10 protein-coding genes and 1 pseudogene are annotated in these 14,226 nt (G+C 50.9%); 7 read left to right on the forward strand and 4 right to left on the reverse strand.

Features of this window, described 5'->3' with window-relative positions:
• The first annotated feature begins 396 nt into the window (after positions 1-396).
• The gene (locus tag QOX44_RS14695; RefSeq protein WP_283684176.1) at positions 397-1,191 is read left to right on the forward strand and encodes a DUF7601 domain-containing protein; all 795 of its coding nucleotides are present in this window, start codon (positions 397-399) and stop codon (positions 1,189-1,191) included.
• Between the two features lie 41 nt (positions 1,192-1,232).
• A complete protein-coding gene (locus QOX44_RS14700; RefSeq protein ID WP_283684178.1) occupies positions 1,233-2,060 on the forward strand; it encodes an N-acetylmuramoyl-L-alanine amidase family protein in 828 nt (275 codons plus the stop codon).
• A gap of 150 nt (positions 2,061-2,210) precedes the next feature.
• Here the strand turns inward: QOX44_RS14700 and QOX44_RS14705 are convergent, their stop codons facing one another.
• Positions 2,211-3,209, reverse strand: a complete 999-nt coding sequence (locus QOX44_RS14705; protein ID WP_331488425.1) for a S1 RNA-binding domain-containing protein — start codon at positions 3,207-3,209, stop codon at positions 2,211-2,213.
• Between the two features lie 147 nt (positions 3,210-3,356).
• On the opposite strand from QOX44_RS14705, the gene QOX44_RS14710 reads away from it, so the two are divergent.
• The 3 genes from QOX44_RS14710 to upp all read left to right on the forward strand — a co-directional run bounded on the left by QOX44_RS14710 (position 3,357) and on the right by upp (position 5,591).
• A complete protein-coding gene (locus tag QOX44_RS14710) occupies positions 3,357-4,403 on the forward strand; it encodes an L-threonylcarbamoyladenylate synthase (protein WP_283684180.1) in 1,047 nt (348 codons plus the stop codon).
• A gap of 94 nt (positions 4,404-4,497) precedes the next feature.
• Positions 4,498-4,962 carry an arsenate reductase/protein-tyrosine-phosphatase family protein gene (locus tag QOX44_RS14715; protein ID WP_283684181.1) on the forward strand — a complete coding sequence of 155 codons (465 nt, stop codon included), beginning with the start codon at positions 4,498-4,500 and terminating at the stop codon, positions 4,960-4,962.
• Positions 4,962-5,591: a uracil phosphoribosyltransferase gene (gene upp / locus QOX44_RS14720; protein WP_283684184.1), complete on the forward strand. Its 630-nt coding sequence runs from the start codon at positions 4,962-4,964 to the stop codon at positions 5,589-5,591. Before QOX44_RS14715 ends, upp begins: the two co-directional genes overlap by 1 nt.
• 86 nt (positions 5,592-5,677) lie before the next feature.
• On the opposite strand, the gene QOX44_RS14725 is transcribed toward upp, so the two are convergent.
• Positions 5,678-7,066: an ATP-binding protein gene (locus tag QOX44_RS14725; protein WP_283684186.1), complete on the reverse strand. Its 1,389-nt coding sequence runs from the start codon at positions 7,064-7,066 to the stop codon at positions 5,678-5,680.
• Positions 7,067-7,363: 297 nt separating this feature from the next.
• Between QOX44_RS14725 and QOX44_RS14730 the strand changes: the two genes are divergently transcribed.
• The gene (locus QOX44_RS14730) at positions 7,364-11,953 is read left to right on the forward strand and encodes a collagen-binding domain-containing protein (RefSeq protein WP_283684188.1); all 4,590 of its coding nucleotides are present in this window, start codon (positions 7,364-7,366) and stop codon (positions 11,951-11,953) included.
• A gap of 96 nt (positions 11,954-12,049) precedes the next feature.
• Here QOX44_RS14730 and QOX44_RS14735 read toward each other — a convergent pair whose 3' ends face one another.
• Entirely contained in the window at positions 12,050-12,940 is an 891-nt protein-coding gene (locus QOX44_RS14735; RefSeq protein ID WP_283684189.1) for a DegV family protein, read from the reverse strand.
• 287 nt (positions 12,941-13,227) lie between these two features.
• Here QOX44_RS14735 and QOX44_RS14740 point away from each other — a divergent pair.
• Positions 13,228-13,536 (forward strand): annotated as a pseudogene (locus QOX44_RS14740) (DUF1622 domain-containing protein); the annotation flags it as partial.
• 160 nt (positions 13,537-13,696) lie between these two features.
• Here QOX44_RS14740 and QOX44_RS14745 read toward each other — a convergent pair.
• Positions 13,697-14,221, reverse strand: coding sequence for a spore maturation protein (locus QOX44_RS14745; RefSeq protein ID WP_283684190.1), 525 nt, complete (start codon positions 14,219-14,221; stop codon positions 13,697-13,699).
• Between the last annotated feature and the right edge of the window lie 5 nt (positions 14,222-14,226).

Consider the following 14,226-nt stretch of genomic DNA (forward strand, 5'->3'; position numbering starts at 1 on the left):
CATTGAACTCATCATACAGACTCCTTATGTTTTTTCTCAGCAATTAAACAATAAGATAAATCTGTATGATTGGGAAGAGGTTTCGATCTCTTCCCTTTATTTTTGCCAATGATAATTATACTCTAAGTGGATATGGTTAAAGGTACAATATAATTTTTGTATGCCTGGAGCGTCAGCGTGTTCATCATTCCACAATTTAAATAGTTTTTCGATCTGATTCATAATGTTTCTTCCTTTCTTTGAGTAGATTACACTTTGGCTAAAATCGTATTACACTTTATGGATGATGTGCTGTAAGGCCCCTTTTTTATTGGGTTTTTTAGGGTAAAAATAGTGCGGATCGTGTAGAAATTTCTTTTTAAGTATGCTATATTGTGTCGCGGAGAATTTATATTAATGACAGAGACGGTTTATGCGAAGGTTTATGAGGGATATTCTGTAAACAGCAGCAGGTCTGTTATGAGCGGAGTGGTAACAGAACCGGCGCAGCAGGAAAATGGTGAAGTGAGGTATCTGGTTCTTAAAGTTTACTATGACCGGAAGCAGAAAAACGTTCCGCAGGAACCGGATCATAAGACGGGAAGCCTGACCGTTTCGGAAAAAGTGTCCGGCAAGGGCGGAGATACCAGTTATGCGTTCACCTTTACCGTGGATCTGGGGGATGATTCCGTGAACGGAACATACGCAGACATGTATTTTGAAAATGGTACTGCTGTATTTACACTCAGACACGGGGAGAGTGTGACTGCCGCAGGACTTCCTGCCGGTACAGCCTATACCGTCCGGGAAAGCGATAATGAGGGATATACCGTAATAAAATCAGGAGATACGGGTGTCATTCCTGCAGACGGTACGGCTGACGTTCTGTTTGAAAATCATAAAGATCGTGAAGAAGAGGATCAGACGGACAGTGAGAGTGACGATCACAAAGAGGACGATGGAAGCAATGGCGGACATAAAGGAGGAAATGGCAAAGGAGACGGAGATGATGGCAAAGAGCAGACTGGCAGCACAGCAGAGAAGGATCCGGCTTCGGGCGCATCTGACCTGGGAGTAAAAACAGGCGATGACACCAATATGACGCTGTGGTTCCTCCTTCTGAGTATCTCCGGTCTGATCCTTCTCGGGCTGAGTGTGTATTTTGTACTGCGCAGAAAGGAAACAATACAAAAGTATAAAAAACACAGATAGTTTCATATAATATGCTGATGGCAGATGTGGAGAGACTGTTTGTGGGCGATTCAGAAAGGAAGGAAGAAAAAGCAGAGCTTAAGATCCTCCAGTATGTGATGCTTGTGGCGCTCTTTGCCGCAGCATTTTACCTTCCGCGTTATGCGGCCAGAATGCAGGTCGAGGAGGTGCTGGACTACACAAATACGCAGCCCTCCACCCAAAATGGAGCGAAAGCACAGGCGGATGGGAGTGCGCAAGAGGAGTCAGCCGGGACGCGCGGCGAGGGAAAAGGAACGATCGTTTTGGACAGCGGACACGGGGGCAGTGATCCCGGCATGATCGGTGTAAGCGGAGTCAGGGAAAAAACGCTGAACCTGATCTATGCGAAAAAGCTTGCCGTGCTGCTCGAACAGGAGGGATATCGTGTTGTGATGACGCGTGACTCGGATGAAGGACTGTACGATGAGGGGGAGTCCAATAAAAAGGCACAGGATATGCAGCGCAGGTGCGCGATCATTGAGGCGGAGGATCCGATCCTGACAGTAAGCATCCATCAGAACAGCTATGCGCAGGACAGTTCTGTCTGCGGGCCGCAGGTGTTTTACTATGAACATTCCGCACAGGGAGAGCGGCTTGCGAAATGTATTCAGGACAGCATGAATACGCAGCTTGCGATCGCCCGTCCGCGCGTGCAGAAGGCAAATGCAACGTATTACATATTGAAGCGATCAAAGGGAGTCACGGTAATTGTCGAGTGCGGCTTTCTTACGAATCCGCAGGAGGAAGCACTTTTGCAGAAGGAAGAGTATCAGGATCAGGCAGTGCGGGCAGTCTGTGACGGGATACTGGCGTATCTGGAGGATACAAAGGCTGCGCCAGTATCCTGAGGAAAAAGGAGCTGCCATAAACATAAAGAAGAGACAGGTGCTGATGGTATTGCGCCGATGAGAAGAGGATGCGGCAAACCACTGATTTCAGTGGAAGCAGCATCCTCTTTTTGTGACAATACGATGTTGGGAAAAGCGTGAAAACGGATATTAAAGCCTGATATTTTTAAACAATGCTCCAAGAGAAGTCGTTGCTGCTTCGCTTTCCGGCAGCTCGAAGGTCTCTTCCTCGATTTCTGTTGCAGCTACATCCTCCAGAGCTTTCATGCTCAGGCTGATCTTGCCGTCCTTTACGGCGATGATTTTGACCTTGACCTTCTGACCTTCTTCCAGGACAGCCTTTGGATGTTTGATGCGCTGCTGGCTGATCTGGGATACGTGTACAAGACCGGACAGACCGTTGCCGAGATTTACGAATGCGCCGTAAGGCATCAGGGATTCTACTGTACCCTCTGTGACAAGACCGACCTGTACATTGGAGATGCGTGCCCTGCGCTCTTCCTCCTCTTTTTCACGCAGGATCTCTCTTGCGGAAAGTACGAGCTTTTTGTCTTCCGGATCAGCGGTGATGACGCGCACCTCGATTTCGCGTCCGACCCACGCATCGAGATCCTCGACATATGTCAGAGCGAGCTTGGATGCCGGGATGAATCCGCGGATTCCCTCTACGTAAGCAGTCACGCCGCTCTTTACTGCTTCACTGATCTTTACAGTGATATTAGACTGCTCTTTCTCCAGCTGGACCAGGCGTTCCCATCCAAGCACTGCCGCTGCCGCTTTCAGGGAGAGCTGGATCCGTCCCTGTGCGTTGTCGCGTCGGATCACTGTCGCGGATACTTCCTGTCCCACCTCGAAATTATGGAAGGTAAAGGAAGGGTCGTCGCTCGCATCGCTTAAGCGGATCACGCCGTCTGTATAAATGCCGAGGTCAACGGTCAGTTCTTCGTCTGATACGCCAATGATAGTTCCGGTGAGGATATCGCCCTCGTGGATCGGTTTCATGGAGGCAGCGATCGCTTCCTCGTAATCCGCCATAGTCTCAGATGGAGCAGCTGCTTTTGCTGTCTCATCGGCGGACACTGTCTCGGTTATTTCTGAAGGCGCCAGGGCCTCTTCTGGCACTGGTGTTGTCAGGTTTTCTTCGTTCATTTTTCATCCCTCCGTTGATATAGATAAATTATTGTTATTTTAGCACAAATAAAAAAGATTGCATACGGAAAATACAAAAAAACATAGATATTAGTTTCAAAACAGACCATAAAGTGTTATACTATGTCAGAAAGGTGGAGAACGTTTATGAAGACGGTTATGGAAGTGATGCGTGACGGGATTGATGAGCAGGGGATACGCCGCGCAGGCGATATCCTGAAGCAGGGCGGTCTGGTGGCATTTCCCACAGAGACTGTATATGGTCTGGGAGCGAATGCGCTGGATGAGACAGCTTCTGCAAAGATTTACAGTGCAAAGGGCAGACCGTCCGACAATCCTCTGATCGTGCATATTGCGGATTGGGAGGCGATATATCGGATAGCGGCAGAGGTGCCTGTGCAGGCGAAGCGGCTGGCGGATGCGTTCTGGCCGGGGCCGCTTACGATGATCCTGAAAAAATCGGATGAGGTACCGCTTGCCACGACGGGCGGCCTGGATACTGTGGCAGTGCGGATGCCGGCCAATGAGGTTGCGCGCGCGCTGATCCGCGCAGGCGGCGGCTATGTTGCGGCTCCGAGCGCGAACACATCCGGCAGACCGAGTCCGACTACCGCACAGCACGTAGCACAGGATATGGATGGCGTGATCGACATGATCATTGACGGAGGCGCTGCTGATATCGGACTGGAGTCTACGATCGTGGATCTTACAGACGGTGTGCCTACGATCCTGCGACCGGGCTATATTAATGAAGCGATGCTCGCGGCAGTGCTCGGGGATGTGGAGATGGACCGGGGGCTTACTGCGGATGATGCGCAGATCCATCCCAAGGCGCCGGGGATGAAGTACCGTCATTATGCACCGAAGGCGCAGCTGTACATTGTCGAGGGCGAGACAGATCTCGTGCGGGAGCGGATCAATGAGCTGACGGCGCAGCATGCTGCGCGGGGGGAGTCAGTTGGTGTGATCGGGACGGACGAGTCCTCTGCCTGCTATCATGGCAGTATTGTAAAGTCCATCGGTTCCCGGGAGGATGAGGGCTCGATCGCGCATCATCTGTATGCGATCCTTCGGGAATTTGACGAGATGGATGTCTCGGTGATCTATTCTGAATCATTTGACACACCGCAGATGGGACAGGCGATCATGAACCGCCTGATCAAGGCTGCGGGCCATCAGATCATCCCGGTATAGCGGGGGCAGCTTCGCAAAAGGGCATGCCGCAGCAGGCAATATCGCCGCAAAATGCCATGGAGACTGTATTTTTTTAGGACAAGGAGCAAAAGCATTGAAGAAGTACGATAGACTGATTTTTGTAAGTAATGGGGATACGGCTGTCGGACCGATGGCGGAAGCGATCCTACAGAGCAAATATCTTCTGGAGGAGCTTGCTATCACCTCCAAAGGGGTAGTGGTGCTGTTTCCTGAGCCGATCAATCCAAAAGCAGAGGCAGTGCTTGTGAGCAACGGCCTTACGATGAAGGAGCACATGAGTGATCCGCTTGTGCAGGAGGATTTTGATGAACGGACGTTGATTCTGACGGTGCGCGAGAGTGTACGGCAGAAGGTGATCAGCGAATTTGACGTAGATGAGGACCGCATTTTTGTGCTGAATCAGTACGTCGCAGAAGGCTGGGAGGTCATGGATCCGTATGGCGGGGCGCTGGTCGACTATGGGCAGTGTTTTGCTCAGCTTGAGGTTCTGATAACAAAGCTGGTAGTACAATTAAATGAAGAGGAGTTGATGAACTAATGCAGAAAGTAAAGGTTATGGATCATCCGCTGATTCAGCATAAGATCGGACTGATCCGCAGATGTGACACAGGTTCCAGAGATTTCAGGGCATTGATCAGTGAGATCGCGATGTATATGTGCTATGAGGCAACGCGCGATCTGAAGCTTCAGGATGTAGAGATCGAGACGCCGATCTGCAAAACGACAGTCAAGGAGCTGAGTGGCAAGAAGCTTGCCGTTGTGCCGATCCTGCGCGCAGGACTTGGCATGGTAGATGGTATGCTTGCCATGATACCGGCAGCGAAGGTAGGACATATCGGGCTGTACCGCGATCCCGAGACCTTAAAGCCGGTGGAATACTTTTGCAAGCTTCCGGCAGATTCTGGGGAGCGCGAGATCTTTGTAGTGGATCCGATGCTTGCAACGGGCGGTTCTGCGATCGCAGCGATCCAGATGCTCAAGGAAAAGGGTGTAAAGAATATCCGCTTTATGTGCATTATTGCTGCGCCGGAGGGTGTAGAGGCAATGAAGCAGGCACATCCGGATGTGGATATTTATATTGGTGCGCTGGATGATCATTTGAACGAGCACGGCTACATCGTACCGGGGCTTGGCGATGCCGGAGACCGTATTTTCGGCACAAAATAACAGGAAAAACAGAACAGCTATAAGTGGAAAAATCCCCGCAGCCTTTGGAGCATATCCAGGCTTTGGGGATTTTTTCAGGTTTTTTATTACGCGGTGATATCTTCAAGATCAATAAGCCACACATTGTCCTTTTCTGCCGCGGCTTCTTTTAGATCGGGGGTAAAGCCGGATGCGGAGAAGATGCAGCAGTAGCGCTTTTTATCTCCGAAGGGCTCGAGCGGTCTCATCAGATCCTCCAGGCAGGAAATACCTGCCGGAGCATGGTCGCAGTGGCAGGTGCCAAGAACAGTATGAGCAGCGTCAGATGCTACCAGCGGGATGCGGAAAAACGGCTCTCGTTTTGTGCCTCCGCACCACCATGCGCCGGTATGATGATAGACAAACGGCGTCTGACCCGTATCAGCAAGGCGCTCCAGATAGGCAGCGCACAGGATTTCAAATACCGGGAGCAGATAGGTGTGCATATGCGGCAGAACCTCCTCCTCGTAAATGCGTGCCCCGTCTCCGGAGAGAATTCCGCTGGTATTGGGATAGATAAAACGGTACCAGAAGCGCAGCATCTGGTCGGAAAATACGTACCGTACCTTTTTTTGCAGATCACCGATAGCCGGGAATTCTTTGCGCAAAATACCAAGCTCGATCAGTGTGCTCAGATATTTTGCGCATTTGTTTGTGCCTGTCCGGGCGGCTGCGGCAATATCTGCAAGCCTGGTACAGCCATTGGCTATGATCTCCAGAAGCTGATTATAGGTGGAGATTTCGCGCAGCTCGGTATGCAGGTAGGTCTGCGGTGCAAACAGAAGAGGAGCATCCGGATAAAAAAACAGCTCCAGGATATTTTCTCTTGCAGTACGGTTTTGATCGAGCCGTTCAAGATTGGCAGGCAGTCCCCCGGTGATCCCGTAAAGAACGGCCTGCTCGGCTGGCGTATAAGCAGATAAATGAGGCTGGCACGTATAAAAGGGAACACTGTCAAGGCAGGCTCTTGCAGTGATCGCATCAAAAGGTGGTGTGACGGGAGCTTCCATCAGCTTCTTTGCATAAGCGGGCGCAGAGCAGGTCAGGATCAGAAAAACCTTTCCTGACGGGAAAATGTGGTGCACGGCATGTGTCAGCGCATCCAGAAAATCCGGCACATTCTGTATCAGGCGCTGAAATTCGTCGAGCACGAGCACGGTCCGGTGTGTAAAAGAAAGGTCTGAAACACAGGAAAACGCCTGCTCCCAGTTGGCGAATGCGGCGGGGATTTTAGACGGCTTCAGACAACGGATGACCTCGTGATGAAAGGTCTGCAGCTGTCTGTCCGGAGTTGCTTCCGGCGTAGAGAAAAACAGCGTGCGTTTTTCCCGGCAGAATTCCCGGACAAGCCTTGTTTTCCCGGTACCATATCGTCCATAGAGAAAAACGAAGGAGAACTGCGGACGGTTGTACAGGGAATTTAGCTGTCGGACATCGGATGAAAACAGGGAATACACGGATAAAACACCTCTTTCGTATGGAAAATAGTCTGTATACCAGGGTCGTTGCAGTTTAGTATACTGGTTTTGCAATAAAATGTCAATTAAAATTGGCAACTCATAAGTTTGCAATAAAAGAAAGAGAAAGGGGAACGCAGGAGATTTCACAGCGATTTTGTAACAATATAGAAGAAAGTGAGGAATTTCTTAAGAATCTTTCTATTTACCTGAAAAGTCGGATGTACTATACTGTAAGGTGAGTTAGAGTCAGTATAGAAAAATCAGTCATAATTCCAAAACAGGGAGGATTTCTATATGTATAAGAGATTTCGGAAAATAGCTGCTGCAGCAATGGCAGCATCCCTTCTTTTATCAGCCAGCACAGCTGCGGTGACAGCAGAGACTGTGCCTGAGGTGGAGACAATGCAGGAAGATACCGTGCAGAGAAAGAAGGGGCAGGGCGAGCCTTCTTCAGAGCAGGCATCGGAAACGGCTGCGCAGGAGAAGGAGGCGCCGACAGAAAGTCAGACACAGGCGCCGACAGAAAGCCAGACACAGGCACCGACGGAAAGCCAGACGCAGGCGCCGACGGAAAGCCAGACACAGGCACCGACGGAAGCACAGACGCAGGCGCCGACAGAAAGCCAGACGCAGGCGCCGACGGAAAGCCAGACGCAGGCACCGACGGAAGCACAGACGCAGGCGCCGACAGAAAGCCAGACACAGGCGCCGACGGAAAGTCAGACGCAGGCACCGACAGAAAGCCAGACGCAGGCGCCGACAGAAGCACAGACACAGGAGGAGACCTCCCGGAAGGATAAAAAGGACAAAAAGAAGGAGAAAGAAACAGAACCATCGCGGAGAAAAAATGATGGAAGCAAGTTTTCTTCTGCGGATATTACGTCAGGACTTTCCGGAGCACTTGATTATCTGCTTGCAGCGGAAACAGTAGAAGGGCCGGAGTCTGTACTGGAGAGACAGGACATTGCGCGGGACAGTGAGGGCACAGCGATCGTTTCGTCTTTAGAAGGATTTTCCAAAAAGCTTGCGAATGCGCAGTCCGGCTCTGAGGTAGGCGTTATTAATATTTATGCGGACAAGGATGGCAAACTCGATCTCTTCCAGCTTGAGAAGAAATTTGAGAACCATTCCATTGATGTGAGCAAAAAATATTATGTAGTAAATATCATTGCAGCATCGGCGGATCAGGCATTGAGCTTTTCTGGATATGAGCTGATGAGCGCAGGCGCTCCTGTCACATATGAGGCAGGGCAGCCGGGTGACATTTTGTACAATTTTGCTGCGCTGGAAGCAGATGGATTTGCCGCGTATCAGGGAACAGTCACGCTTGCAAACGGAGCAGGTCTTCAGGGAACATATCTCGCTCCCGAAGCGGACGTACGGCTTCAGTCCGACCTTGCCGGAGCGGTATATGCAGACTCGATCCAGGTATCGGAGGAAGCAGATGAGCTGACACATATTGCATTTGCCACAGCGAGAACGCCGGAGACGCAGAGTGAGGCGGAGACAGAGGCTGTGACAGAAACACAGAGCGAGATGGAAACAGAGGTTGCGACAGAGGCGCAGAGCGAAATAGAGACAGAAACTGCGACAGAGGCGCAGAGTGAGACGGAGCCAGAAACAGAAACTGCGACAGAAGCGCAGAGCGAGACGGAGCCAGAAACAGAGGCTGTGACAGAGGCACAGAGCGAGACGGAGCCAGAAACAGAGGCTGTGACAGAAGCGCAGAGTGAGACGGAAACAGAAACAGAGACTGTGACAGAAGCACAGAGTGAGACGGAAACAGAGACTGTGACGGAGGCGCAGAGCGAGTCTGCAACTGAGCCGCAGTCGGAAGAGCTGCTCGACCTGTATGAGTATTTTGGTGATTCGCCCGTTTATTACTCCACACAGGGGGCACAGCTGGAGATCCGGCTGGCAGATGCACAGGGAGCCGCTTTGACGGGCGGACAGATCACAGTAAAGGCGGCGGAGGATATACTCAATGAGGACGGTACGGTCCATACAGCAAAGAATACAGAGGTGGTACCGGCCACAGACGCCTTTGCGCAGGCAGTCAATGTGGGAGCGTCTTTGCAGGTGAACGGGATCTATTACCTGGAGGTTTCAGGACTCCCGGGACAGGGGGACTATCTTGCCGTGCCGAGGATCTATCTGACGGTCAATGAAGAAGGGGCGGTTGCATTTAGCCCGGATTCTGTGGTAGAAATGTCAGGAAATACAGGCACGATCCGGCTGCATCGGTCGGACAAAGCGCAAAACGGCACAGCAGTGCTTACGGCAGTAAAAGCGGATGCGTCCGGGGCAGAGACAACAGCTCCGATCACAGATGCTGTTTTTGTAGTCAGGGATAAGGCTGGAAAGACGGTGCGTGATGCGGCGGGCAATCCGTACTATATCCACTATGCGGGTATGCCGGTCGTCCTGTCCGGACTGAGCGCGGGCGTCTATACGCTGTCACAGCTTTCTGCAGAAGCCGGATACGTGATCACAAAGGATCTTTCATTTGAAATAAAGACAGATGCACAGACGCAGGTGAAGGTAAAGAATCTTCCTGTCAGCACAGGAGGCAGAACGCTTTCGGTTTCTGCAAAGGCGCTGTACAACGGCGTGCTCCTGACTGCAGATAAGCAGGTACGACAGGAGTACTATCTGGCCGTCTTTGAGGATAAGGCCGGTACAAAGCGTGTCAGCGAGGTGACGGAGGTACCGTTCCTGCCAGATCAGCAGGAGAGCGGCGTGGTGACATTTAAAGACTATGACAGAGTATCCGGCAGCGCTGCGGCGCCGTCCGCGTACTATATCCTTGCAGTAAATGAGTGCGGAGAGGTTTTGACAAGTGCACAGGGTACGCCTTTGTTTGACGCTCTGGAGATAAAGGCAGCGGATACGCAGGCCGTATTTCTGTATGATCACAAAAAGGGAGAGTTCCCGTCCGGAAGCTTTTATTATATGGCTGACGTGGAGCTTACCAAGCAGGTAAAAAATGCAGACGACAGCGCTCTGGCGACCTCAGAGGTATTTTATGCCAGACTGTATAAAGATAAAGAAAGAACAGCTCCGGTTGCAGATATTACATTTACCATGAACGAGAAAAGCACAGTGACAGTAAAGACCTCACTGAAGGTAAGCGCTGCCGAGGCTGTGTACTATCTGTCAGAGACGGATCAAAATGGAGCGGTGATCGATCCTGAGGCGCCCTCCTATCCCTATGCGATCGAGTGTACGCCGTCTGATGAGGTGACGATCTCCTGTGAACAGGAGGGAACGACCGGTATACAGAAGGTGACAAAGGCGACGATCACAAACCGGATAAAGTCCTCAGAGGTTGCGCTCCATATCGTAGACTCAAAGGACAGGCCTTTGTCAGGCGTGCGTCTGATCGTTAAGGATAAAAACGGCAAACAGATCACCGCAAATGGCCAGAAGATTTACGTCTCTGGAAAGGAAGATCTGAAGCTCAGCGGACTGAAGGCGGGAGAGACGTACCTGCTTTCTGAGATCAGCGCTCCAAAGGGGTACGCTCCTGTCGCGGATGTGGAGTTTACACCGGAAGCAGGAAAGACGACTGTCGTCACAATGAAGCATAAGACTGCGCCGGAAGGAGACGGCTATAAGCTTACAGTAAAAAAACAGGTATACGCCGGAAGTCATCAGGTATATGCGCGGCGCAAAACGACCTCTTACGTGGCTCTGTTTGCAGATGAGGCGCGCACAAGGAAGGTCAGCGATGTGCACACAGTCACAATGTCCGGACTGAGCGGGACAACCGTATTTAAAAATCTGGAGCACAATGGGGTATATTATATTGCACAGACAAATGAGTACGGGATCCCTGTTTCGAAAAAGAGCTGTACGACCAGCTATACGGATAACGGAAAGATCAAGATGAGTTCGAAAGAGCACAGTGTCACGATCCGGGATACGTACGATGCGCTTCCATCCGGGTATTGCTATACGGCATTGCTGACTCTTACAAAGCAGGTGGCAGATGAGTCAGGACAACCGGCAAATGTGACAGGGACTTTCTATGCAGGTATTTTTGATAATCCGGAATTTAGCGGAAGTCCGAAGAAGGTAGTGCCGCTTTCCCTGCAGAATACTTCCTCTGCCAGCAAAAAGGTGAGGATCCTGCTCTCTGGAGATAAGGCTGTGACGTATTATATTGCAGAGGTAGACAAAAACGGCAAGCTTCAGACCTCGTCCGAGCAGTTCCAGTATGACATTTCTGTGGACACTCCGCAGGTGAAGCTCGCAAAGAGTGAAAGCAAACAGGTCACGATCACCAATCAGCAGGTGTCCAAAAAGGATGCAAAGGTGACCTTGTATCTGACGAAGCGCGTTTATGAAGGGGAAACTCCGAAGAAGGTGACAGAGACCTTTTATGCAGGACTCTTTAAAGACGATCAGTTTACGCAGCTGTATACAAAGCCGATCCCTCTGCAGCTCAAAGACCAGAGTGAGCTTACGCTCAAACTTTCCCTGAACCTCGGCACGACAAAGGATACCACGATCTATGTGGCAGAGGTGGATAAGGACGGCAATGTGATACAGCCTGCCGCGCAGGAGGCGTTCGGCTATGAGATCCGTATGATCAATTCGACCGCGGCATTTACGAAGGACCGCAGAGAGGTGCAGACGGTTCTGCTCAATTCGGTGTATGGAACATCTACACCGGATGGATGGGATAATATCTTCCAGGGAGGCGGAAATAATTTCGGCGACTGGGGAGCGATCTCAGGAAATGGAGAAGCCTCATCCTCTACTGCAGCTACGACAGGCGACGATACGCCGATCGGCTTATACACAGCGCTTTTGGCAGCGTCGCTCATACTGATAACGGCAGTGATCTATAAAAAGAAAAAAAGAAAGGTACATGAGTGATCCGCCCGGACATGAATGAACCAAAAAAGAACCCTTCCACAAAGGCCCTGGCAGCCGTGGAGGGGTTCTTTTTTTGAAATGATCAGATGAAGACCGTTATTCGTACCGGTGCAGCACCTCATCCGTCAGTTTTTTTGCACAGGTGATCGCGATCGCACCGTCTCCGATATGACAGGAGACGCTCAGAGAGAGCGGATCAAACATGATAGAGTGTGACGGATAAGCTGCCTGGACTTCTTCACGCCAGGAATCTGCCTCTGTCCTGTCGATACCAGAATAAGCGACCATGATATTCATATTGGAAGCGGAGGGATCTCCGAAACGTTCCGTACAGTCTTTTTGTATCGCATCCAGCATAGTCTGACGGGCGGATTTCATTGTGCGGCTCTTTGCGTAGGCATCCAGCTTCTCGCCCTGGATCTGGAGTACCGGTTTTAATCGCAGAAGCGTACCGAGTGCAGCGGCAGCAGGAGTGATCCGACCGCCTTTTTTTAAATAATATAAAGTAGAAAGTGTAATATAAATACTGGAATCTGAAGCAGTTTCCTCCAGATACTGTCTGATGTCAGCCGCGCTCCAGCCGGCGTCAGCAAGCGCTTTTGCGTCAAGTACAGACTGCTTCTGTGTCACAGAGATCCGGCGGTTGTCCACGACAAATACCTTTCCCTCGTAATCTCTTGCCATCATCTGGGCAGCGCCGCAGGAGCCGCTCAGTCCGCTCGACATGGGGATATGGATGACTGCCTCATAGTCTGCAAGCAGCCGGTCCCAAAGCTCCGTCATATCTGCAAGAGACGGCATCGAAGTAGAGATGGACGCATTTTCCTTTAGAAAATGATAAAAGTCCTCCTGAGACAGGGTGATATCCTCATAGTATAATTTTTCATTAATATAAAATGGCATGGGGATCACATAAATGCCCAGCTTTTCCCCCTCAGCCCGCGTGATCCCGCTGTTGCTGTCAGTCACGATCGCTATTTTTCCCATAATATCCTCCTTGTACCCAGATGCAGAAGCATCCGGTAATTATATGAACATGGCCTGTATTCTGCTGTGTTGTTTCCGCCAAAAGATGTCACATTAGTATAGCATAAAAGAAAAGGCACTGCAATTAGTATTTCATGACGGCTTTTCGACAGATTTCCTCTGGAAAAGCCGCTTGACAAAAGCTTTTGCCAGCAGGTAATATAAAAATATCGCAGCAGGAGAGGACCGTTTCGGTCACTGTGCAGCGTTCGGTTGTCATCAGCTTTGGGGAGGAAAGGGAGATGGTTATGGAAACACTGGAAATGATACTTCATGGGTTTATCAGACTTGCGATGATGCTTTTTGAGTATATAGGAGTCGGGGTTATTACCGCATCCGGCATTCAGGGGATTATCAATTATGTGCGGCACAGGTCAGATACAAAGATCGTACTTGCAAAAGGCCTGGCGATGGGGCTTGAATTCAAGCTTGGCAGCGAGATCCTGCGTACCGTGGTTGTCAGGAATCTGGAGGAGATTTATATTGTGGCAGGGATCGTGATCCTCCGGGCGATCCTGGCTGTACTGATCCACTGGGAGATCGTGACAGAGGAAAAGGAGATGCGCCTGCAGCAGCATATCGCGAGAGAGCAGGCAGCAGACGCGCAGGATGCGCCGGAGGAGAAGGCGCGCCGGGTCCGGACTGCGCAGGAGACAGAAAAAGAATAGAGCAGAAGATTTGCAGAGTGAGAAAGCGCCGGGAAGGGCAGATGCGTGTCTACATCTGCCCGGCAAGAAAGATGCTGGCTGCGATCCCCGCGGCTGTTGCAAGCAGTGCGCCACACAAGGTGTGGCGCGTTTTTTTTATGTTTGCAGTCATAAAATAGATACTCATCGTGTAGAAGATCGTCTCCGTACAGCACATCATAAGAGAGGCGCTCAGTCCGATGCTGGAATCTGTCCCGTATTCCCGGTAAAGGTCAAGAAGCAGCCCGGTTGCAGCGCTGGAAGAAAACATGCGCAGGATAGTCAGCGGGACAAGGGCGCCGGGAAAGTGAAGCTGCTGCGTAAAGTGTCCGATCCAGGCGCCCAGAAAGTCGAGCAGCCCGGAAGCGCGCAGGACGCCGGTCGCGATCATCAGCCCGATCAGTGTGGGAACGATGCGGACAACGGTGCGGATCCCCTCGCGGGCTCCGCGGATGAAGCTGTCATATACAGGTACCCTGGACAGCAGTCCAAGCGCTACGATATAAAAAATAAGAAAAGGGATCATCAGCTGTGAAACATATAAGATAAACTGCATAGGAC

The organism is Parablautia sp. Marseille-Q6255, from assembly GCF_951230155.1.
GTDB lineage: Bacteria > Bacillota > Clostridia > Lachnospirales > Lachnospiraceae > Choladousia.